Below are 22,995 nucleotides of genomic sequence, written 5' to 3' on the forward strand. Positions count from 1 at the left end.
CGGTTCTATCTGTTATTTGTAATGCTTTAAGCGAACTACTTCTTCTTTCGTTAAAAACCGCCACTCGCCTCGTCCCAAATCTTTTTTATCAAGACCGGCGTATACGGAGCGATCGAGCTTGACCACTTCATACTCTAACGATTCGAAGATACGGCGCACGACACGATTCCAGCCGATGTGTAGTTCGATGCCAATGGTCTTGCCATCGTCGGAGACAATCGCCAGGTCGTCCACTACGGCGCGGCCTTCTTCCAGGCGTACACCTTCGGTGATCTTCAGGAAATCAGCTTTTGTCAGCGGACGGTCCAACTCTACTTTGTAGATCTTCTTCACATTATACGACGGGTGCATCAGCTTATCGGCCAGGTCACCGTCGTTGGTTAATAACAATAGGCCCGTGGTATTTCGGTCCAGGCGGCCAATGGGGTAAATACGTTCTTTGATCGTACCACCTAAAATGTGCATAACGGTTTTGCGTTCCTGCGGATCGTTGGTGGTGGTGATATAACCTTTAGGTTTATTCAGCAGAACGTACACAGGCTTCTCAGACCGGAGTACTTTTTCTTCGTGCCGAACTTCGTCGCCCAGGTTGACTTTGTAGCCCAGCTCGGTAATAACTTTTCCATTAACAGAGATCAGGCCCATGGTGATGAGCTCATCGGCTTCACGACGTGAGCACACGCCGCTGTTGGCGATGTATTTATTCAAACGCACCTTGCCAGCTTGTGCCTCGGCAGGTGCTTCATAGGCTTCTCCCGTTGTTATACGCTTCCGGGGGGATGAGCTTTTTTTGCTTCCACTGCCTCTATCTTCTTCGCGTCGCAGATTGCTTACACCACGCTTACCGGCAAAAGACTTTTTATCGGAGTCGCCTTCGGCGCCACTCCGACGCGGTTTCTCTGAACGGCCGCGTTCCGAACCTGACGAGGCTCCCGTACGGGTGCCTCTTCTCTCGGAGAAGCTTTTGCTCTCGCGCTTCTCGCCAAAGGGTTTGTCCTCGCGACGGCGGAAAGGCTTTTCGTCACCGTCTTCTCTGCTGCGGCGAGGTTTGTCGGCACCGTCGCGTGCCGGGCGGGCAGAAGATCCTGCACGTGCACTGGATCTTCTTTCCGAAAAGCTTTCGTCACCACGCTTGCGGAAGCCGCCGGTGGACTCGTCGTCTGTCTTTTTGCGAAACGGCTTTTCACCGTCTTTTTTGAATGCTCTTGGTCGCGCGCTTTCGCCGCCTTCGCTGTCGCGCTTGCGGAAGCCACCCGTGCGGGCCTCACCTCTGTCGCTGTCCTTGCGGAAAGGTCTTGCACCTTCTTTCTTAAATGCTCTTGGCCGGGCGCCTTCACCACCTTCGCTTTTGCGGAAGCCACCGCGGGACTCACCTCGGTCACTCTCTTTGCGAAAGGGTTTTGCACCGCCTCTACTGGACGACTTTGCGCGGCTGCCTTCCGAAGAATCATCTCCGGTGCGCTTGCGGAAACCACCGGATTCACCCGTGGTACGCGGTCTGCGGGCAGGCTTGTCGCCGTCGTCTTTTTTGAATGACTTTGCAGGGCTACCTCCACGTTTCGAGAACGACGAGGTTTCAAATTTGGGCTTTGCCCCCGTGGGGCCTTTGCGGCCGCGTGACGGGCCTTCTTCTTTGTTATGCCTGGGCATCTGGTTCTTTTAAATCTTTGCTGTCTGCATCCATGTCAGGCGCATTGTCCTGACCGTTTGTTGCTGTGGGCTCGGCTGCGGAAGCCTCATCCGTATTTTCCGGCGCGGCCGCTTCCGGCTCCTCCGTAGTGCTTGTTGCTATTGGTTCTTCTTTGCTTTCGGCATTTTCGCCGATGGTGCTCACGTCGCCTGTAAATTCCTTGGGTGCCGGTAGCTCCGCCAAATCGTTGATGCCGAAATACTCCATGAACTTTGTTGTGGTGCCGTATAACATCGGGCGGCCGATGGTATCGGCTTTTCCGGTAATCTCGATCAGGTTTCTGTCCAGCAGTTTTTGTACGGCATAGTCGCAGTTTACACCGCGAATGTTTTCGATATCCGTTTTAGAGATAGGCTGTTTATAGGCAATGATCGAAAGCGTCTCCATGGCCGATGTCGACAAACGCTTTTTCGATTGCTGTTTGAGCATGATACCAATGCTCGTCTGATAGGCTGGCTTAGTCAGGAATTGATAACCACCTGCCGCTTGAAAAAGCTGAAACGAAAACTCGTCGCCTTCAAACTTTTCTTGCAGTCGGTAAATGGCGCCTTCGATATCGTCGTCGGGTACGTCGGCATTAAACATTTCAGAAAGACACGCCTTGATGTCGGCCAGTTTAATGGGCGTCGGCGAACAGAAGATCAACGCTTCTATATGGTTCTGAAGAAAATCCACGCTACTGTAAAGGGTATGTAATTGAGTCAGCAAAATATATCGGAGACAAAAATCCCCTCGGTGAAGAGGGGATGTTTGTTAATCGTGTTGCATCATTTTTGCCTCGATCGACTGCGTCGTATGTGGCACCGCAATAAGTCGTTCTTTTGGTATGAGCTTGCCCGTTACCGAGCAGATACCATACGTTCCGTTCTTGATACGCACCAACGCGTTCTCGAGGTTGGTGATATACTTTTGCTGACGGGCAGCAAGTTGGCTGAGGTTTTCCTTTTCCGCTGTCTCGGCACCGTCTTCCAGTACCTTGGTATTGCCGCCAGAGGTTGCATCGGTGCCTTCGTCGTTATTGCGGTTCAGCGTTTCCTTCAGAATTTTATATTCATCGCGCGCTTTGTCAAGTTTGCGATTGATCAGCGCCTCAAATTCTTTCAACTCGTCTTCAGAGTAACGGGTGCGCTCATCGCCAGCGGAAGGAGCCTTCGCTGCTTTGTGAGCAATCGGTCTTTGATTCGGCACGGGAAATATATTTAATTGTGGAGGTGCCGGCTTAGGTGCCGCCACCGGAACAGTTTTAATGGGCGGCGCGAGTTGGGTGGCCATGCGCGATACTTTTTTCGGCGCAGCCTTTTCTACCTTCTCCGCTACTACTTTCTCTACTTTTTCAACCTTCTCAACTTTTTTCGGCGCGGCCACGGCTACTGGTTTCTTGGGAGCCTCTTTTCTGGCAGTCTCTTTTTTTGCAGCGACTACTTTCTTGGGTGCAGGCGCGGCTTTCTTGGCAGGAGCTTTTGCTACAACTTTCTTTGCGGGTGCTTTCTTGGCAGCCGATTTCGTGGCAGGAGCCACCTTCTTCACTTTTGCTACAGGTTTCGCTTTTGCAGCTTTCTTGGCTGGCTTAGCGCTTGACTTCTTACTTTTAGCCATAAGGGGTTGTATCCTACTTTTAGTAAAGATTCGCAAAATTAGGAGGTCAGCCCCGAAAACAAAAATATTACACCATTTATTGCCATATCCCAAGTATAATACAATGTAATTCTCTTTCTTTTTCCTTAAAATCGAGCCATGCGTGCACGTGTTTCCTTTTTTCTATTACTGGCCTGCGCGGCGTGTAATCAGCCCACTTCTAAGTTGCCCTCCGACGATGCCGTTGGGCCCATTACGCTGGTCATCCATGGAGGTGCCGGCTCGATCAAACGCGAGAACATAACACCCGAACGCGAGGCCGCTTACCGTGCCGGATTAAACCGGGCACTCGACAGTGGCTACGCCGTACTCGAGCGGGGCGGCAAAAGTCTCGATGCAGTGATTGCCGCTATCAAAGTGATGGAAGACAATCCGCTATTCAATGCTGGCAAAGGCGCCGTCTTTACAAACGAAGGAAAGAACGAGCTCGATGCTTCCATCATGGATGGTAGCAATCTCATGGCTGGTGCTGTGGCCGGCGTGACCACCATTAAAAATCCGATCACAGCTGCGCATGCTGTAATGACAAAATCGGACCATGTCATGCTGATTGGTGCAGGCGCTGAAAAATTTGCAGCAGAGCAGGGGCTCGAGATCGTCGACCCATCATACTTTTTCGACTCGCTACGGTACAAGCAGTGGCAAAAAATACAGCAAAAAGAAGCGGTCAAAGAAGCCGCTTTGTTTGATCCATACACAAAAGATCGAAAGTTCGGAACCGTCGGCGCCGTGGCCCTTGATCAATATGGAAACATCGCGGCTGGAACCTCCACCGGAGGCATGACCAACAAAAAATACGGGCGCGTGGGCGATGCTCCTATCATTGGGGCGGGCACCTACGCCGACAACACCACGTGTGGAGTTTCTGCCACGGGCTGGGGTGAGTATTTTATACGGCTTGCGGTGGCGCACGACGTCAGCTCGCTGATGGGGTATGTCAATCTTTCGTTGCAACAAGCAGCAGACAGCGTCATCATGAAAAAGGTACCGCGCCTTGGCGGCGACGGTGGCATCATTGCCCTCGACAGGCACGGTAATATTTCCATGACATTCAACACAACAGGCATGTACCGGGGCTATATTACCAAAAAGGGAGATGGCAAAACGTTCATTTACCAGGATGAGAAGTAACTCAGGCTGTATGCTGTTCCATTTTCAGGATATTTTGAAAGCATGAGCTACATCACCGCGATTGGAACCGCCAATCCCCGACACCGTTTCGACCAGGTGGCGATAGCTGATTTTATGGTGAAGGCCATGAAGCTAGACGCAAGCGAAAGTCGTAAGCTGCGAACAATCTTTAAAGCGGCGGGCATCAGCACCCGCTACTCGGTACTCCAGGATTATGGCAAAACCGAAGACTTTACCTTTTTCGCTAATTCTCCCGACGGTGAGCCATTTCCCGATACAGCAAAACGCATGGCGCTATTCCGCCAGCAAGCCTTGCCGCTAAGCCTGGCGGCTGTCGCCAATTTGCAGGGGAATGCTTCTCTTAAAGATTTAACGTGTGTCACACACCTGGTGCTGGTCAGCTGTACCGGCATGTATGCACCCGGGTTAGACATTGAGCTCGTGCATGCGCTTGGGCTATCCACCAGTGTGCAAAGAACCAGTATCAATTTTATGGGCTGCTATGCAGCCTTCAACGCACTGAAAGTGGCCGATGCTTTTTGCAACGCCGACCCGGCTGCCTGTGTACTCGTGGTTTGTACAGAACTATGCAGCATTCACTTCCAGCAACATCCGTCGGACGACAACATTCTGGCCAATGCACTTTTTGCGGATGGATCTGCTGCTTTGCTGGTGCAAGCAAAGCCCGCAGGAATAAAAAGCCTCCTTTGCGAAGCGTTTCACAACGATTTTTCCATTTCCGGTCAGCACGACATGGCCTGGCAAATCGGAAACCACGGTTTTGAAATGATGCTTTCATCATACGTGCCCGATGTAATTGGCCGCGGAATTGGCGATCTCACAGCCCGTCTGTTAAAGAAGATTTCACTTCAGATATCAGACATCAGCTATTTCGCTATTCATCCGGGTGGTCGAAAAATTCTGGAAGCGATCGAAGCCAAGCTCGGACTGACACGTGAACAAAATGCTCCTGCGTATCAAGTATTGGCCGATTTTGGAAACATGTCATCTGTTACGGTCGTCTTTGTGCTGCAAGAGATATTTCGAAAAGTGGCAAGGGAAGACAATGGAAAGCATATTTTAAGCTTTGCATTCGGACCGGGCTTGACCCTGGAAAGCATGCTACTGCGCATTCAAACAAGTTGACCTTATGCCCAATTTCTCAGCCCGATCAACGGAAATAGAGATTATGGACGATTTGCTCTGTGGCGGGGAAGTCGTGCATCAAACGTTGCGCGAGTTGGAGTTTATTAACAAATGGCTGGGCGGAAATGCCGTTACGATCACAGCATTAGAGCGGCTATTAAAAGATTGCCCGACAAACGGTACAATCACAATTGTCGATTTAGGCTGCGGAGGAGGCGAAATGCTTCGCATCATTCACCGCTGGGCAGCAAAAAAGGCCATTCCTGTGAAGCTGATTGGGATTGACGCTAATCCCCACATCATCGCCTTTGCTCAAAAAAACCTGCAGGATTTGTCTGAAATAGAGTTTTTCACATTGGATATCTTTTCGGAGGAATTTAAAAATCTGCGTTTTGACGTCGTTTTGGGCACTTTGTTTTATCATCATTTCAACGACGATCAACTCAGTGCGTTTTTTAAAAATCTGCGAGATCAAGCTAAAAGAGGCATTATTATAAATGACATTCATCGGCATCCACTAGCGTATTATTCCATTAAATGGCTTACAACATGCTTTTCACGATCTTCCATGGTAAAATTCGATGCCCCACTATCAGTATTAAGAGCGTTTAAAAAGGTAGAAATAGCCAGAATCCTCAAAAACGCAGGAATTCAGGATTTTCGCTTGCAGTGGAAATGGGCTTTTCGCTGGCGCGTTGTCATTCCTACCTGCAGAAAATAAAAAAGGCCCCGGAAATCGTTCCGGAGCCCTTTTCGATCAAAAGATTATCTTTTTAAGCAGCCTTTTGCACATTTTCGATGCTTACGCCTTTGCTTTTGGCGATGCGAATGATGTGAAGCTTGTCTAATACTTTAATGACAATGTAAGTAGGGTCGATCTCGTGCCAACGAACACCACCAAAGTTCGCACGATTTCCGTGTTTATGGTGATTGTTATGGTAGCTTTCGCCCATCATCAAAAAGTCTACGGGTAAGAAATTTCTGGAAGTATCGCCTACTTCATAATTGCGGTATCCGTACTTGTGTGCAAACCAATTAATAACGGCGCCGTGGATCGGGCTCATCAAAAAGTGGATCGGCAACAGCAGGAAGAACCATGGGCTAGGGGCAAACGTAACATATATGGTAATGTAGACAGCAGCCCAAAACAGACGTGATGGCCATGAACGGGCAAATTTGTCAAAGGAATTCCACTGCGGAACGCCGTCGGTAAAGCGCTTGTCGACGATCATTTTGCGGTTAGCAATGTCAGAATAGATCGTGCGAGTCTTCCACATCATGTTCCAGATCGTTTCGTCGTATTTCGGCGAATGCGGGTCGTCTTCTGTATCGGCAAAGGCATGGTGCATGCGGTGCATCACGCCGTATCCGTAGGGGCTCAGGTAGTTCGCACCCTGAAAGATCCACGTCAGTACAAAAAAGACCTTTTCCCAGAATTTACTCATCGTAAAGGCATGGTGCGAAGCGTACCGATGCAGGAAAAACGTCTGGAAAAACAAGGACAGGTACCAGTGCCCGATAAAAAATGCGAGAATTACGGCCATTTTAAATGTCGATTGTAAGTATAAAAATATTTTTTGCGGGCCCACCAAGAGCCTTTTGCTTGTAAGACAAGATACGTATCGGTTTGTGACAGAAAAGGAAAAAGATTTTTTACGAGCGCCCTTTCTTACTGATCAGTAGAACGCCAATAAGTATCAACATAGTTCCTACGATCTGCGCGACATAGACAGGCTCCTGCAAAAAGATGTAAGCTTGCAAAATGGTTGACACGGGCCCTACACTCCCGACAATGGCGGCGTTGTCCGACCCCATTCTCTTAATCCCTTCTGCAACCAAATAAGAGGGAATAACGGTTGAGAGAATGGCCATGATAAAGCTGTACAGGTAAATTTCTCCTGATAAATGAAACAGTGAGCGATCGCCGGTCAGAAAGAAATGCAGCAACACCGCGGCGGCGGCAAAGGTCATAGCATAACTATTGAATTTTCCGGCGCCCACAATGGGAATCAACCGGCCACTACCCACGATGTATAACGCATACGTAATAGCACAAAGGAAAATAAGCCAAACACCCCGGTAGAAATGTTCATCTGGCGTTTCACTCCAATTCACTTCGCTCCAAAAGGCCAGCAACAAACCTGCGTAGGTAATCACTAATGCAAGCCACTGATAACCGCCGATCTTCTGCTTAAAAAAGCAAGCAGACATGAGTACCACCAGAGTAGGGTAGATAAAGAGAATGAGCCGCTCCATTCCCGCCGAGATATATTGCAAACCCAGAAAATCCAGCAGACTACTAACATAATACCCTAGAATGCCTACGACGGCTACGGCTGTCCATTGTTTGCCCGTGAATTTTACATTCCCGCTTTTTGACGAGGTCAGTGCGGCCGAAAGCAAAAAGAACGGCAACGAGAAAAGCATACGTAACGCGAGTAAGGTAACGGCGTCGACATCCGTTTCGCGATACGCCAGCTTTACGACAATAGCCTTTGTAGAAAAGCAAATCGCACCGGCCAGGCCGATGATAACACCGCCAAGGAAATATCCGGACGAAGGTTTTTTAGGAAGAACAGAAGATCCTAACAAGGCCTAGTTTGTAAAGAGCTGACAATCAGATGCAAATATACTTCTCGGCGTCAGAAAAAATAATGTGGAGCAAAGGGAGCCGTCAACTTTCCCTTTATTTGCAGCGTGAAAGTTCTGATCCTCCACCAGCATTTCAATACACCTCAACAAGGGGGAGCTTTGCGCTCGTATTACCTAGCCCAGGCGTTGGTGGCAGCCGGTATTCAAACCGTTGTCATCACCGGCCACAGCAAGTCAGACGAGGAGATCAAAACGATTGATGGTGTTACAGTCCACTATGTACCCAACCCATACGAAAACCGCTTTGGCTTTTATAAAAGGGGTGTTTCGTTCGTCCGCTACATTCTTCAATCCGTACGTGCAGCCCGTCATTACCGCGACGCCGACATTTGTTATGCTATTTCCACGCCGCTCACGATTGGCCTGGCAGCAAAATGGATCCAGCGGCGATATGACATTCCCTACATATTTGAAGTCGGCGATCTTTGGCCCGATGCACCTATTCAATTGGGCGCCATTAAAAGCCCCCTTTTTAAAAAGGCCCTCTACGGGTTGGAAAAGGATATTTACAATCAGGCAAAATCAATCGTGGCACTGTCAGCACCAATTGCCACTGCTGTTCAAAAACGTGCTCCAGAAAAACCTGTTCATATCATTCCTAACATGTCCGATACAAAGTTTTTTAAGCCAGAATCGAAAAACCCTGTGCTGGAAGCCAAATTCGATGTTTGTGGAAAATTGGTGATATCCTATATCGGTGCATTGGGTATTGCTAACGGGTTGGACCAATTCCTGGATTGTGTTCGGACGAGCGAAAAAGCGGCGTTACCGGTTCATTTTATCATATGCGGTGATGGAGCAAAGCTTAATCATTTGCGCGAAACAGCGAAACACCTAGTCCTAAAGACACTCACATTTGTCGATTTTCAAGATCGGGAAGGCGTACGCGAGATTTTGAATGTTACCGACGCGGTGTTTATATCCTATAAACCGGCCCCCATACTGGAAACGGGCTCTCCCAACAAATACTTCGACGGCCTGGCAGCCGGCAAGCTCGTTGTCGTAAACTTTGGCGGGTGGATAAGAAGCGAGGTAGAGCAACGTCAATGCGGTTTTTATGTAGATCACCAGCGGCCTGCCACCTTTGTGGAAAATATACAGCCGTATCTCAAAAACCCTGAATTTTTAAAACAGGCCCAGAAATCAGCCCGGACACTAGCAGAAGAACACTATTCACGCGAGCGACTGTCGAAGCAGTTTGCAGAACTCTTTATTTAATAGGCGCATTGGCCTCTTTTGCCATGACGTTATACACCATCTTGTCGGCAAAGGAAGGCAACCATTTATTCAAGAAAACTGCCAATTTGCCCTGTGTAGTGAGAATTAATGTGCGTTTACGACGTACGGTGGCAGTGTAAATATGACGGGCACATTCTTCTGCCGACATCATTTTTTCTTCGGCCCGTGGCGATTCACCTTGCGCGCTACCGTCTTTGGCAAGCGCACGCTTTCGAATGTTAGACGCAGTAAAACCTGGGCATGCGGTCAGCACATGAACTCCTGTTTTCAGTAATTCTGTGCGCAGCACTTCTAAAAAGCCATTTAATGCAAATTTCGAAGCGGAATATCCGGTTCGACCCGGCAGGCCACGAAAGCCGGCAATGGAAGAAATACCCACGACAGATCCACCATTCTTGGTGATTTCGGGCAAGCAATAACGTGTGGCATACAATACGCCATAAAAATTGATGTCCATTACCTTCTTCACCACTTCCAGATCTACTTCTGAAAAGAGCGCCCGCATAGAAATACCGGCGTTATTGATCAAGACATCAATGGTTCCATAGAGCTTGATAGCTTCTTCGGCCATACGGCGATTATCATCTTCCTTACTGACGTCTGCTTGAAAGCCGGCTATAGCAATACCTTGTTTTTTCAAGTCGTCAACGGCTACTTGCAGCTCGGGCAGCTGGCGTCCGGTGATTAAAATACGGGAGCCTTCGCGTCCAAATTTCTCCGCCAGGGCCTTGCCAATGCCGGAAGAACCACCAGTGATGATGACGACCTTGTCTTTCATGAATGGGAATCGTTAAACAGACACCGACAGCTAGTAAGCTTGTTATCAGCTAGATGGGCATCTGAAGGCCCAAAAATAGCAATACTTGCGTAACTTGCCCTATATTGTTCTGTTGAGATGCTTTTTGTACGACTACTATCATCGCTTCCGTTTTGGGTGCTTTACGCGTTCTCTGATTTCCTGTTTGTGGTTAGCTATTACCTTGTGCGCTACCGCCGGAAGATGGTATGGAAGAATCTGAAAAATTCCTTTCCTGAAAAAACGCCGGCAGAGCTCCAAAAAATCGAAAAGCAGTTCTATCGCAATTTATGCGATTACGCGTTGGAAATGCTGAAATTGCTTACCATTAGCCGCGAGGAGTTAGCGAAACGCATGCGCTATACAGATACTGCTGCCGCAGAGAAGTTTAAAGCGCAGAATCAATCTGTTTTTATACTCGCATCACATCATTTTAATTGGGAGTGGCTCCTCGTGGCATCGAGCTTTAGCTACCCTTTCCAATCAGATTTCATCTATCAGCCGCAACATAGCAAGTTTTTTAACCGATTTTCACTGCTTTCCCGCACCCGCTTTGGGGCATTTCCCATAAAACGCGACGAGGTTGCACGGGTATCTGTTAAACGAAAGGATATTCTTCGCGGCATAGCGATTGTTGCCGACCAATATCCAGGCTATAAAAAAGATAAAAAGTATAGTTTAGAGTTTTTAAACCAGGAAACGCTGTTTTTTTATGGTGCCAATCAGTTGGCCGTGCTGATGCAGTTCCCAGTTCTTTTTGCTGAAATACATAAAGTGAAACGTGGCTACTACGAGGTCAAGCTTGTAGAAATTGCCGCGCCGCCTTATGACAAAAACAGCCATGTTGTTGTCGAGCAGTATGCAAAGGCTGTTGAAAAACTAATTCGTGAAGATCCCACCACCTGGCTATGGTCGCATAACCGCTGGAAAAAACGCCATTTACATCAGGATACTGTGATTGTTAAAGGTTCCACTACACCAACATCTGCATAATGTCATCCTTGGAAAGCTGCTTCATAAAGCTTTCTTCTGTGGTAATGAGCTCAGTCGTAAGCTTCAACTTCCGCTGCTGTAGCATCAGGATTTTTTCCTCTACGGTATTGCGCGTGATGAACTTATACGTGAAAACCTTCTTTTTCTGGCCAATACGGTGAGCGCGGTCTACCGCTTGCGCCTCTACGGCCGGGTTCCACCAGGGATCGAGAATAAACACATAATCCGCTTCCGTCAGGTTGAGACCCAAACCACCAGCTTTAATAGAGATCAGAAATACCTTCAGGTTAGTGTCTTTGTTGAAACGCTCTACCTGTTCCTTCCGGTCGGTACTAGAGCCATCCAGGTAAGCAAAGTCTATTTTTCGGCTTTTAAGATAGCTTCTGACCAATTCCAGGTGTTTCACAAACTGGCTAAATACCAAAATTTTGTGACCATCGCCCATAGCGTTTTCCAGCATGTGCGTAATGTCCTCGTGTTTGCCGGAATCGCCCGCATAGCCCTGATCGAGCATTTTCGGGTGGTTTGCCAGCTGCCGTAGCTTGGTTAGACCCTCCAGGATCATAAAACGGCTATTTCCGAGACCTTCCGTTTCAATCAGTTTAAAGATCTTTTCGCGATATACTGACTTGACCTCTTCGTAGCGCTTTTCCTGCTCCGGCGTCATCGTTGAATACTGTACGTTTTCCACCTTTTCGGGCAGTTCCGTCGCTACCTGCGATTTGTGGCGGCGCAAAATGAACGGCTTAATGATGGCGTGCAGCTTTTTGGAGCGTGTTTCGTCATTCCGCTTCTCAATCGGATTTTGGTATTCGTTGCGGAAATATGTCTGAGCGCCCAAAATACCTGGATTGATAAACGACATCTGCGACCAGAGATCCAGCGTCGTGTTTTCAATAGGTGTACCCGTCAAAACCAGTTTATGGCGTGATTTGAGCTCACGAACCGCTTTGGAGATGTTGGAAGTCGGGTTTTTGATAACCTGCGACTCGTCGAGTATCGTATAATTAAAATAAAATTGCTGAAGAAGATCGACGTCCAAGCGGGTAATGCCGTACGATGTTAAAACCAGGTCGTAGTTCTCAAACCGCCGGATATCTTTATTGCGCAGGGTGCCCGTATAGTTCAGGATGCGCAGGTCGGGCGTAAATTTATTGGCCTCCATCTCCCAGTTGTAGATCAGCGACGTGGGCATAATCAGCAACGAGGTGCCAGAACCCGCTTCTTTCTCCGCCAATAGCATCGTAAGCGTCTGCACCGTCTTTCCCAACCCCATGTCGTCGGCCAAACAGCCGCCCAGATTGTATTCCTGCAGGAAACGCAGCCAGTTGTAGCCTGCCCGCTGGTAGGGACGAAGCTCACCTTTAAAGCCCACGGGCAGCGGATAGTTTTTAATGCCGCTAAAATGGCTCATAGAGCGCAGTTTTTCGCTCAAATGAACTTTTGCCAGGTTGCCTTCCTCCAGTTCCTTTATCAGATTCAAGTGATGTTTGCGCAGCACAGGCTTTTCATGATCGCCCTCCGTTTCGCTCAACGAGAACAGGTCGGCATATTTTGTCAGCCAGGCCTCTGGAATAATGGCGATTTCACCATTGGGAAGCTTAAATTCCACCTTCCGCCGCATAATCAGCCGGCGCAAATCCTTGAAGGGCACTTCAAACTCGCCAAAACGGATTTTGGCGTGAATGTCAAACCAATCAATGTTTTCTTTGACCTCCACCTCAATCACCGCCTTGCCGACGAAGTATTTTTTGTCACGACTTTCGGGTTGGCTTACTTCAAAGCCCAAATTGAGGAGGTTCACTCGGTTTTCATTCAACCATGAAAATGCTTCCGATTTTGGAACAGCCACCCGGAAACCCTTCATGGGCAATCCCAGCTTTTGCAGTGTGTGGAGGAAATTCTTTTCCAGGTCTGTGTGGCGGGCCACCCGGTGGAAGATATAACCCTCGCCTTGTCTTTCAAGGCTTACGCTTACAGGACCAATATTATCACCGCGGAAGCGATGCTTGCCATATTTAAAGGAGAGGTCGAAAACAATCTTGCCGCTTTCGTCACTCGTATCGTCTGTTTGTGCGCCACTTTCAAAAAGCGAAGGTGCCGAAGCCATCTGTGTCGTGTGAAGTTCCGACAGCGTCAGCACCGGATGCGGATCGTAGGTTGTCTTGTTGATTTCAAAACCGCTGGCATCAACATCGTCAAACGACGCAATGAGGGGCGCCACGAAACGGTTGTAATATGTCTCTTCCACATTGCGTGGAATCACCACGAATTTCTTCGAAAAGAAGGGGGTCAACTTTTTGCCGTCGACATATTTCTCGAAGCCGTAGAGGTTGCCATTCAACACCATCCATGCCGGATTCTTACACACCAGGTAGGCAGACGGATCGGGCAGGTCTAACTTCTTACTCTGGAAATATAGTGTAGGGTAATAATTGGTCTGATCGTCGGTACGCATGAAGTGGAACTGAATCGTAGCGCGCTTCTCGAGCACGTCAATTCGTTTCCACGTGGGCTCACCATCGTTCCCCATTTCGAAGAGCTGTTTGCCCTTCATCTTTTCGAGGATCTTTGCGCGACGTTTCTCCAAGTAGTCTTCGATCTGGTCCTGGATCATTTCGTTGCCCTTCGTCTTGTCGTAGGTCTTGGCAAAGAACTCCTCCGGCTTCATAAATTTGGCGGAGAATTTCTTGACAATCGTCTCCTGCTGCATCGAGTCCATTAGCTCGATCAGCTCGAAGTCGCGATCGTCAAGTCCTTTCGAAAACTCGCGCGCGTTCTTAGACGAAATGTTCTGGTGTTGATACGTAAGTTTACCCTTGTCATCCAAATGCACGATATACGACTCGAAAATATAGCCGAGGTATTCGTGTTGGTACAACGAATAGATAATTTGAAATGGTTGTGAAGCAGAAACTTTCATCACAAAAACGGTTTTTTGATGAAAACAGAATCCGCAATGTAGACATTAGAGCGGAAAATAGCGAGCATTCCGGGATTAGAATTGGATGAGAAATTCATCAAATTTAGTGTAGAAATTACTCCCTATAATTGCTGCGGTGAGCCAAAGCGCGCGGCCAGAATAGCCGGGCGATACGAGATGATAATTGTCAGTACCGACATCACGGCCAACGTCGCCGTAAAGTCCGTCCAGTCCATTTTTACGGGATATCCCTGTGTAATCGAAGTTTCCATACCCATCGATACCATCCCAAAGTATTGCTGCAGCCAGCAGATAACCCCGCCAATCACAAGACCCGACAGGGCTCCTATAAAGGCAATTAAGGCGCCTTCTGCCAGGAAAATATTACGGATAAGATATTGATTGCCGCCCATCGCCGCGAGAATGGAGATGTCTTTTTTCTTGTCCAGGGCCAGCATCATGAGGCTGAAGAAGATATTGATAGATCCCACGCCCAACAGCAGCGAGAACGCCAAAAAGGTAAACAGCTTCTCAAACTTCAGCAGACTGTATAGATCCTTATGCTGCTCCTCCTGGTTCAACACGCGGAACGATTCCCCCAATACGTTTGCCAGCCCGAGCTTCACCTTTTGTATATCGCTGCCGGCAACCGTCTTGATCTCGAGCGAGGTACGTTTGTCGCCATAGCTCAACAACTCTTGCGCAAAATCGAGGGGCACAAGCATATAGCTCTCGTCGATGTTCTGAATGATCGAGAATACCCCCCCGGGCAGAATATTCAAACGAGCATACATACGGGAAGGATCGGTCGTACCGCCTTTCACATTTTTGATATAATAAACTTGAATCGGAAATGCCGTATTGCTGGCATCAACGGTAAGGGTATTGGCAATGCCCTGGCCCAACATGGCATAGGGTATGTTGCGCTCTTTTAACCGAAGCTTGCCCTGCGTGATGTTTTCGGCGGGAATGCGGCCATGCTCAATAAAGTTTTCGCTTACACCTTTCAGCGTCACGATCTGGTTGGCGTCGTGATACCGCACATACGCATAATCTTCAATCACCTCGGTCACAACCTTTACGCCCGGCACGGCAGCGACCTTTCTGAGCATCGCAGGTGTAGCGTGAAAAGATTTGCCCTGGGTGGCTTCGATCTTGATCTCGGGGTCGAACGAGTTGTTAAGAGAACGCAACAGGTCCTCCAGTCCGTTGAATACCGACAGTACAATCACCAGCGCTGCGGTAATAAAGGCCACGCCGACCATCGACAACATCGAAATGACATTGATGAAGTTCTTTTTACGCTTTGAAAGCAGGTAACGCCGGGCGATAAAAAAGGGCAGATTCAACGGGCGGGGGCTTAAAGGTTAAGGCTTGTCAGCCGGCGGAATGTTGAGGCTCTTGATCAGGTCATCCATCTTTTGCGCATTTTCCTCTACCTCGTCAAGGTAGAAGATCAGCTCGGGAATGACGCGCACCTGTTTGCCGATACGGTCACCCAGCGCCTTGCGGATCTCGCTTTTATGCTTGTTGATGTTGTCCATCGTCTTTTGCTTCTCCTTGGCGAGCAGCATACTGATGTAGACCTTCGCCACGCCCAGGTCGGCGCTGACGCGCACATCGGCCACGGTAATGAAGGTATTCTCCAAAATACCGCGTTTATCGCGTTGGAAGATATCGCTTAATTCCTTCTGGATAAGCTTAGAATATTTTAGTTGTCGTGTCGAGCTCATAACATTCCCCACTTAATTTACCTGACAAAGATGAAAAAACGAGCGATTCATTTCAATCTTTACAGCCACTACCCTAATTTTCGCGTTACTTTAACAAGCCACTTTAAAAAAACGCCTTGCTTCGTTATTTCCGCATAAATGACCCTTACCGTCTGCTGGGCCTGCTCATCATTATGGCGATCGCCAGCCTGCCGCTGTTCCTAAACAGCCCCGGCATGACCTATCCGGAGTTAAAAAGCATTCTGGTAGGCGAAAAAGTTCGCGATGGCCATACGCTGTATACGGAACTGATCGACTCCACGCCGCCCCTGGCTGCCTGGTTTAACGGCATTTTTGACTGGATGTTTGGTCGCTCCATCTTTGCCCGCCACATCCTGGCCCTGCTTATCATCTTCTCCCAAGCCGGCTACCTGGGCATGGTGTTCATTTTCAAGAAGGCTTTTTCAGAAAATACCTTCATTCCATCGCTGATCTTTGCCATACTCTCGCTCTTTTCGTTTGACATGATCTCGCTCAGCCCCGAGCTGTTAGGCTCCGGCTTCCTGCTGTTGGCCATGAGCAATCTCTACAAACAGATCGAATTCCGCGAGCAGCGCGCCGGCTCCATTTTTAACCTCGGTTTTTATATCGCCATCGCCTCGCTTTTTGCATTCTCTTTTGTGGTGTACCTGCTGGCCTCGGCCGTGATCCTGGCAATTTTTACCCGCGCCACTTTCCGTAGTTACCTCCTCATGGCCTTCGGCTTTCTATTGCCGCACGTATTGCTCATGAGCTTGTACTACCTCTACGACGGCATGGGCGCGCTGTGGACGTATTATTACCTGCCCAACCTGGCCTTTGGCAACACCTGGTATGTGCCCGGCTCGAGCCTGTGGCTGCTGGGAGCCCTGCCGTTGGGCTTCCTCATCTTCTCGCTCATCATGATGAACCGCGACGCCCGCTTTACCAAGTACCAGTCGCAGCTCGTGCAAACCATGTTCTTCTGGATGTTGTTCTCATTCCTGCAGATATTTTATTCAAAAGAGTTGCGACCCCAGAGCTTCATCACGCTCATCCCGAGCTTCTGCTTTTTTATAACACACTTCCTGCTAGTGATCCGCCGCAAGAAACTGGCGGAAATTGGCATCTGGGCGTTTCTGATCGCCACGGTGCTGATCCAACATTCCGCACGGCGCGGTGCCATTGCTGCCGTGCACTATGAAAACCTGTTTGTAAAAGACAACCCGAATCCGGGCGGCGTAAAAGATCATCACATCCTCTTCCTGGGCGATGACCCCGCCGTATATGCAAACAACACCCTGGCTACTGGTTTTCTCAACTGGGAACTGGCGCGCGAGACCTTTGAGGAGCCAGAATTCTACGATAACGTCATACAGGTAAGCGAGCTGTTCCAGGCCGACATGCCTGAAGTAATCATCGATCCCGGTAACTTCATGCCCAAATTCTTCGACCGCGTACCAGCCCTGAAAGGCAAATACACGCCGTCCGCACAAGGGTTTTACACCCGCGTAGACAAACGCTGACCCACGACCTTCCGCTTCAATTAATTAGCAGCTGATCTTGCCCACGCGGTTGGCGTGCCGTCCGCCTTCAAAGGCTTCAGTCAAAAACTTATTGGTGATCTTTTCCGCCAGGTCCAACGAAATGAACCGGGCTGGAATGCAGACAATGTTGGCATCGTTGTGCAGACGCGCCAGCGAGGCGAGCTCTTCCGTCCAGCAAATGGCTGCACGAATACCCTGGTGTTTGTTGGCCGTAATAGCCACACCGTTGGCACTGCCACAGACCAGCACGCCCTGGTCAAACTCTTTCTTCTCTACAGCCTCTGCTACCGGGTGGGCAAAGTCCGGATAGTCGGTCGACGCCGTGCTATAGGTGCCGAAGTCTTTCACATCATAGCCGTTCTTTTCCAGCCATTGCTTCAATGCTTCTTTATACTCAAAACCGGCGTGGTCACTTCCTATTGCTATCTTTTTCATGATGCTTGTTCTTGCTCTTCGCGTAATCGTTCCTCTTCTTCTTCTTTAAGCTTCTGCTTCTGCACGCGTGCCGAGATCAGGATGCTGATCTCAAACAACAGGTACAGCGGGATCGAAATGATCGTCTGGCTCAGCGGATCGGGCGGCGTAATGATCGCCGCGATGATCAGGATGATAATAACCGAGTGCTTCCGATACCTCCGCAAAAAGGCCGGCGTCACCAGGCCCAGTTTCGAGAGGAAATAGATCACTACTGGCAACTGAAAAAGCAGGCCGGCGCCAAACACCAGCGACACAAAGGTCTGCACATACGAGGTGATGTCAAACTCGTTGCGGATCATGTCGTCGATTTTATAGTTCACCATGATATACACCATCAACGGAGCGATGACGTAATAACCAAAGGAGATACCGGCAGCAAACAGTGACGACACCGCCGCTACAACACCCGTAGAATTCCGGCGTTCTTTCACGCGCAGTCCGGGTCGGATAAAACGCCATAGCTCCCACACAATATAGGGGAAAGAGAAAATTAACCCCAGCACAAACGCCGCCACGATCGTGATCGTAAACTGCCCCGTCATGTAACGGCTTTGCAGCTCCAGTGGAATGTCTTGAATACAGAGGTCCTGGGAGCTGAAGGTCTGGCCAAGTTTACAGAGCATACGCCAGGTCCAGAAGTCGGACTTGGCGGGTGCCAGAATGATATTTTTAAAAATCCATTTTACCTGTACAAATGCAATGATAGTAAAGACCACTACGGCGGCTAATGCACGGATAATATGCCAGCGAAGCTCTTCGAGATGATCGAGAAACGACATCTCCACTTCGCCAGTCTGTTCTTCAATCGGATCTTGATCTAAAGGCATGGTGTATAGATAAAATGAACCTGCCCTTCCGGGGTTGAGTCAGAAGGGCAGTAATGATTAATATAGGGGGAACTTCTCCATCAGACGGTTAACCTTTCTCTTAACAGCTTTCTGGTGTTTGCTGTCTTCAGGCTTCTGGAGCGACTCGTCGATCAGCTCCACCACCTTCACAACGTCTTTTTCCAGCATGCCGCGCGAGGTAATCGCCGGGGTACCAATGCGCATACCCGATGTGACCATCGGCGACTGCGTATCAAAAGGAACCATGTTTTTGTTAATCGTGATGTCAGCCTGGATCAGCGCGCCTTCGGCTTGCTTGCCGTTGAGCTTCTTCGAGCGAAGGTCAATCAGCATCAGGTGGTTGTCAGTACCGTCTGAAATGATTTTGTAGCCGCGATCCAGGAATGCCTGCGCCATTGCTTTGGCGTTTTTTGACACCTGTACGATGTACTCCATGTACTCGTCCGAAAGGGCCTCCTGGAAGGCAATGGCCTTGGCGGCGATCACGTGCTCCAGTGGACCACCTTGGGTGCCCGGGAATACACCCGAATCAAGCAGGGAAGTGATCTTCCGGATTTCGCCCTTGGGCGTTGTTATGCCCCACGGATTGTCGAAGTTCTTACCAACCAGAATCATACCGCCGCGAGGACCGCGGAGGGTTTTGTGGGTAGTGGTCGTCACGATGTGGCAATGCTCCATCGGGTCGGCCAGCAGCCCGCGGGCAATCAAACCGGCGGGGTGCGAAATGTCGGCCAGCAGAACAGCGCCTACGGCATCGGCCGCTTCACGCAGTTTTTTATAGTCCCAGTCACGGCTGTAAGCAGAGGCACCGCAAATGATCATTTTCGGTTTCTCACGCTTGGCGATTTCAATTACTTTGTCAAAGTCGATCAAGCCGCTAGCTTCTTCCACACCATAGAAGTGCGGCTCGTACAGCTTGCCTGAAAAGTTCACGGGCGAGCCGTGTGTCAGGTGACCACCATGCGACAGGTCAAAACCCAGGATCTTGTCGCCGGGCTTTAAGCACGCCAGCATGACGGCAGCGTTAGCCTGTGCGCCCGAGTGCGGTTGTACGTTTGCCCATTCAGCACCAAAGAGTTCCTTGGCACGGTCAATAGCCAGCTGCTCAATCTCATCCACCACTTCGCAACCACCATAATACCGCTTGCCGGGAAGGCCTTCCGCATATTTGTTCGTGAGCACGGTACCCATCGCCTTCATTACCTGTTGGGAGGTAAAGTTTTCAGAGGCGATCAGCTCGATGCCATGCTGCTGACGCAGCTTTTCTTTTTCAATGAGGTCAAAAATGACTTTGTCTCTTTTCATCGTGGATGAGGTTTTTATAAGAAGGCTCAAAAATAAAAGAGTGCACGGAAACCACATAATCCGAACCCCCTAGTTACCAGAGATTCGCCGATTAATTTAGGGTCCGTACACCGACGGTATTTTGCCCGGATTAAGGCTGGTTCTTCTGTTGTTGCGCGACCCACTGGTCGACACGCGATTCCAGCACATCCAGCGGCAGACAGCCGTATTTTAAAACCTCATCGTGGAAGGCCGCTACGCTAAAACGGTCGCCCAATGCTTCCGATGCTTTTTTGCGGAGGGCCAGGATTTTAAGCTGACCGATCTTATATGACAGCGCCTGACCGGGAATGGCCATATATCGCTCAATTTCGGCAACCGCTCCCTGCTCGCTGATCGGCTCGTTCTCCATCATATATTGAATAGCCTGCTCGCGTGTCCATTGTTTCGTGTGAAGGCCTACATCCACCACCAGGCGAATAGCCCGGTGTATACCGTCGCCCAGGTGCCCGAAATATTGATAGGGGTCGGTATACAAGCCCAGCTCCGTGCCGAGTGACTCCGTATACAGTGCCCACCCTTCGCCATATGCACCGTACCACAAGAACCGACGGAAACGGGGCAGCTCCTCATTTTCCATTTGCAGGGAACTCTGATAATGATGACCGGGAATAGCCTCGTGCAGGAAGAGGGTCTCCATGCCGGTATAGTTAAAAGTCCCGGCGTCGAGGATGGGTACATAAAAGATACCCGGACGCGAGCCGTCGGGCGTACCCTGGTTGTATTCGGCACTGGCCGATGCTGCGCGGAAAGCCTCGGTCTGCCGTACTTCAAACTTCGACTTCGGCACCAGGTTGAAAAGCTTTTTCAACTGCGGCTCCATGCGGGTGTTAATCGCGCGGAATCCAGCCAACACCTCCTCCGGAGTTTTATAGGGCATGAACTTCTTGTCGTTGTTCACATAGTCGAAGAACTGTTTCAGGTCACCCTTAAAGCCTGTTTGGTTTTTAATGTTTTCCATCTCGGTGCGAATGCGTTTGACTTCGTCAAGACCTGTTTGATGGATCTCTTCAGGGGTAAGGTCGGTGGTAGTCCAATACCGAACCAGGAATTTATAGTAGTCTGCACCCTGAGTAATGCCTGAGATGCCCGCCGTCGTACGAGTATGCGGAATATACTCTTGCTGCAAAAAGTCATACAGTTTTTGATAGGAGGGCACGATCTTCTCTTGAATGGCCTGAGTGTAGGCCGCCTCCAGGCGCTTCCGGTCCTCCGCGCCAACGCTGTCCGGGAAACTCTTCAGCGGCATCCAGAAGATGCTTTTAGTCACATCTTTTACCACCATGTCTTTCGCTTGTGGCAGCACCCGCTCCATCAGGATTTTGGGAAAGGTATATCCTGTCGCCAGGCCCTTGCGCATGTTCACGATGGCCGTATCCATCCATACAGCAAAGCCGTCGATGCGATGCAGAAAATTGTCGTAGTCTTTTACCGTCTTGAAAGGTTGCGCTCCCTGGCCACTGCCAAGCTGCGGCATCGTTAACGTCATGCCCCAGAATTGTTGCACGGGCATATAATGCTCAGAGAACTTGAGTCGATCGAGGCTGATCTGCATCTCGCGCAGGAAGACGTCATAGCTCACTTGTTCCTGCTCGGAGAGCTTGGCGCGGTCGTACGCCCGGATGCCCGAATCGTACCGGGTATAAAACGCCTGAAGGGTATCGCGAAAAGCCTTGCTAATGTCGTTCGGCAGCAGGTCGTTATATCGGTTGTCGCCAGCCTGTGTAGCTTCCAGCGGATAAAGCGGTAAGCGCTCTTCGTAGTACTGTTCCAGGAAATCATGGAGAGACTTTGCAGGCATCATGACTTCTTTTTTTGGTTCATGCGAACATGCTGTCAGCGCTACGGCCAGGGTGAGGAGAGAAAAATATTTCATGTATGTAAACGATGTTTCTAAAACACTACCACGAGCCGCTGGCACCGCCACCACCAAAGCTGCCGCCACCGCCTGAGAAACCGCCGCCAAAGGAGCTGCTGCTGCCAGACCGTCCACTGGACCAGCTCCCTCCCGACCATCCACCACCATTCCGACGGCTGCTGCTTTTTGCTGTCCTGGCCATTCGTTTTGCCCAGGCTGTCTTGCCGGCTACGAGCCGGGCAATCGGAAAACAAACTAAATATAAGACAAGCAAAATCAATCCTCCGGTAGTGTTGAGGATGAACATCGGAAAGGTAGCGTAGAACGGTATGAGAAAAGCATAGAGAAACCAACCGCTGCCACCCGGCACAAAAATACCGAGCACGGTAAAGATACCCAGGATCGTAAAGACAAATAAACCCATCGCCAAACGCTCCGTCCACGATAAGCCCGGCTGCAGGGTATCGTCATCAGCGTCTGCCTGATATTCATTCCGGATAGCTTTTATAATCGCTTGCACGGCGGCCGTAACGCCTTCCTCATACTGCTGTTCACGAAAATGTGGCGCCATTTCGTTGCGAATAATACGGCTGCAGATGGCATCAGTCAGCACCCCTTCCAACCCTTGCCCTGCTTCAATGCGCATCTTGCGGTCATCCAACGCAATCAATAATAACACACCGTTGTCGCGATTCTTTTTCCCGAGCTTCCACGTGTCGTGTGCGACACGTATAGAGTACCCTTCAAGGTCTTCACCTTCAAGGGAAGGAATGATCAACACGGCAATTTGATTGGTAGTAGAATCTTCGTGCTCTTTCAAGATAACTTCCAGGCGATCGATCGTCGCTTGCGACAATACGTGTGCTTCGTCGTGCACACGGTGGCCCCACAGGTCGGGTATCGCGCGCTGTTGCGCAGCGGCACCCATGACCGCCGAGAGAAGTATCAGAAAAAGGAAAAGCGTCTTTCTCATTGTTGCTATCGCA

20 protein-coding genes are annotated in these 22,995 nt (G+C 49.6%); 6 read left to right on the forward strand and 14 right to left on the reverse strand.

Going from position 1 to position 22,995, the window contains the following annotated elements; all coding sequences use genetic code 11:
• Positions 1 to 12 precede the first annotated feature (12 nt).
• The 3 genes from KK062_RS02050 to KK062_RS02060 all read right to left on the reverse strand — a co-directional run bounded on the left by KK062_RS02050 (position 13) and on the right by KK062_RS02060 (position 2,860).
• The gene (locus KK062_RS02050) at positions 13 to 1,650 is read right to left on the reverse strand and encodes a pseudouridine synthase (protein ID WP_254082563.1); all 1,638 of its coding nucleotides are present in this window, start codon (positions 1,648 to 1,650) and stop codon (positions 13 to 15) included.
• Positions 1,637 to 2,365, reverse strand: a complete 729-nt coding sequence (scpB, locus tag KK062_RS02055) for an SMC-Scp complex subunit ScpB (protein WP_254082564.1) — start codon at positions 2,363 to 2,365, stop codon at positions 1,637 to 1,639. The genes KK062_RS02050 and scpB overlap by 14 nt, the downstream gene beginning before the upstream one ends.
• Before the next feature lie 78 nt (positions 2,366 to 2,443).
• Positions 2,444 to 2,860 (reverse strand): TraR/DksA family transcriptional regulator, encoded by a 417-nt coding sequence (locus tag KK062_RS02060; RefSeq protein WP_254082886.1) that lies wholly within the window; start codon positions 2,858 to 2,860, stop codon positions 2,444 to 2,446.
• A gap of 564 nt (positions 2,861 to 3,424) precedes the next feature.
• Here KK062_RS02060 and KK062_RS02065 point away from each other — a divergent pair.
• Genes KK062_RS02065 through KK062_RS02075 form a run of 3 tightly spaced genes read left to right on the forward strand, consistent with a single transcriptional unit; the run spans position 3,425 to position 6,323 of the window.
• Positions 3,425 to 4,456 (forward strand): isoaspartyl peptidase/L-asparaginase family protein, encoded by a 1,032-nt coding sequence (locus KK062_RS02065; protein WP_254082565.1) that lies wholly within the window; start codon positions 3,425 to 3,427, stop codon positions 4,454 to 4,456.
• A 42-nt stretch (positions 4,457 to 4,498) separates the two neighbouring features.
• On the forward strand, positions 4,499 to 5,602 hold the full coding sequence (locus KK062_RS02070; protein WP_254082566.1) for a type III polyketide synthase: 1,104 nt from the start codon (positions 4,499 to 4,501) through the stop codon (positions 5,600 to 5,602).
• Between the two features lie 4 nt (positions 5,603 to 5,606).
• On the forward strand, positions 5,607 to 6,323 hold the full coding sequence (locus KK062_RS02075; RefSeq protein ID WP_254082567.1) for a methyltransferase domain-containing protein: 717 nt from the start codon (positions 5,607 to 5,609) through the stop codon (positions 6,321 to 6,323).
• A gap of 52 nt (positions 6,324 to 6,375) precedes the next feature.
• On the opposite strand, the gene KK062_RS02080 is transcribed toward KK062_RS02075, so the two are convergent.
• Positions 6,376 to 7,146 (reverse strand): acyl-CoA desaturase, encoded by a 771-nt coding sequence (locus tag KK062_RS02080; RefSeq protein WP_254082568.1) that lies wholly within the window; start codon positions 7,144 to 7,146, stop codon positions 6,376 to 6,378.
• A gap of 109 nt (positions 7,147 to 7,255) precedes the next feature.
• Entirely contained in the window at positions 7,256 to 8,194 is a 939-nt protein-coding gene (locus KK062_RS02085; RefSeq protein ID WP_254082569.1) for a DMT family transporter, read from the reverse strand.
• A 105-nt stretch (positions 8,195 to 8,299) separates the two neighbouring features.
• Between KK062_RS02085 and KK062_RS02090 the strand changes: the two genes are divergently transcribed.
• The gene (locus KK062_RS02090; RefSeq protein WP_254082570.1) at positions 8,300 to 9,472 is read left to right on the forward strand and encodes a glycosyltransferase family 4 protein; all 1,173 of its coding nucleotides are present in this window, start codon (positions 8,300 to 8,302) and stop codon (positions 9,470 to 9,472) included.
• Here KK062_RS02090 and KK062_RS02095 read toward each other — a convergent pair.
• Positions 9,465 to 10,271 (reverse strand): SDR family oxidoreductase, encoded by an 807-nt coding sequence (locus KK062_RS02095; protein ID WP_254082571.1) that lies wholly within the window; start codon positions 10,269 to 10,271, stop codon positions 9,465 to 9,467. The genes KK062_RS02090 and KK062_RS02095 overlap by 8 nt on opposite strands.
• A gap of 117 nt (positions 10,272 to 10,388) precedes the next feature.
• On the opposite strand from KK062_RS02095, the gene KK062_RS02100 reads away from it, so the two are divergent.
• A complete protein-coding gene (locus KK062_RS02100; protein ID WP_254082572.1) occupies positions 10,389 to 11,282 on the forward strand; it encodes a lysophospholipid acyltransferase family protein in 894 nt (297 codons plus the stop codon).
• Here the strand turns inward: KK062_RS02100 and KK062_RS02105 are convergent.
• The 3 genes from KK062_RS02105 to rbfA form a co-directional block, all read right to left on the reverse strand.
• On the reverse strand, positions 11,263 to 14,205 hold the full coding sequence (locus tag KK062_RS02105) for a DEAD/DEAH box helicase (RefSeq protein WP_254082573.1): 2,943 nt from the start codon (positions 14,203 to 14,205) through the stop codon (positions 11,263 to 11,265). The two genes, KK062_RS02100 and KK062_RS02105, sit on opposite strands and share 20 nt — an antisense overlap.
• 122 nt (positions 14,206 to 14,327) lie before the next feature.
• Positions 14,328 to 15,554, reverse strand: a complete 1,227-nt coding sequence (locus tag KK062_RS02110) for an FtsX-like permease family protein (RefSeq protein ID WP_254082574.1) — start codon at positions 15,552 to 15,554, stop codon at positions 14,328 to 14,330.
• A gap of 18 nt (positions 15,555 to 15,572) precedes the next feature.
• Complete coding sequence (gene rbfA / locus KK062_RS02115) at positions 15,573 to 15,938, reverse strand: 30S ribosome-binding factor RbfA (protein ID WP_254082575.1); 366 nt, start codon at positions 15,936 to 15,938, stop codon at positions 15,573 to 15,575.
• Positions 15,939 to 16,054: 116 nt separating this feature from the next.
• Between rbfA and KK062_RS02120 the strand changes: the two genes are divergently transcribed.
• Positions 16,055 to 17,461 carry a glycosyltransferase family protein gene (locus KK062_RS02120; protein ID WP_254082576.1) on the forward strand — a complete coding sequence of 469 codons (1,407 nt, stop codon included), beginning with the start codon at positions 16,055 to 16,057 and terminating at the stop codon, positions 17,459 to 17,461.
• A gap of 24 nt (positions 17,462 to 17,485) precedes the next feature.
• Here KK062_RS02120 and rpiB read toward each other — a convergent pair whose 3' ends face one another.
• The 5 genes from rpiB to KK062_RS02145 form a co-directional block, all read right to left on the reverse strand.
• Positions 17,486 to 17,920, reverse strand: a complete 435-nt coding sequence (gene rpiB, locus KK062_RS02125; RefSeq protein WP_254082887.1) for a ribose 5-phosphate isomerase B — start codon at positions 17,918 to 17,920, stop codon at positions 17,486 to 17,488.
• Positions 17,914 to 18,786: a twin-arginine translocase subunit TatC gene (gene tatC / locus KK062_RS02130; protein WP_254082577.1), complete on the reverse strand. Its 873-nt coding sequence runs from the start codon at positions 18,784 to 18,786 to the stop codon at positions 17,914 to 17,916. Before tatC ends, rpiB begins: the two co-directional genes overlap by 7 nt.
• 57 nt (positions 18,787 to 18,843) lie before the next feature.
• Positions 18,844 to 20,112, reverse strand: coding sequence for a serine hydroxymethyltransferase (glyA, locus tag KK062_RS02135; RefSeq protein WP_254082578.1), 1,269 nt, complete (start codon positions 20,110 to 20,112; stop codon positions 18,844 to 18,846).
• A gap of 130 nt (positions 20,113 to 20,242) precedes the next feature.
• Positions 20,243 to 22,027, reverse strand: coding sequence for a DUF885 domain-containing protein (locus KK062_RS02140; protein WP_254082579.1), 1,785 nt, complete (start codon positions 22,025 to 22,027; stop codon positions 20,243 to 20,245).
• A gap of 25 nt (positions 22,028 to 22,052) precedes the next feature.
• On the reverse strand, positions 22,053 to 22,982 hold the full coding sequence (locus KK062_RS02145; RefSeq protein WP_254082580.1) for a TPM domain-containing protein: 930 nt from the start codon (positions 22,980 to 22,982) through the stop codon (positions 22,053 to 22,055).
• Positions 22,983 to 22,995 lie beyond the last annotated feature (13 nt).

The sequence above is a fragment of the Dawidia cretensis genome (genome assembly GCF_018598175.1).
Taxonomy (GTDB): Bacteria; Bacteroidota; Bacteroidia; order Cytophagales; family Cyclobacteriaceae; genus Ohtaekwangia; species Ohtaekwangia cretensis.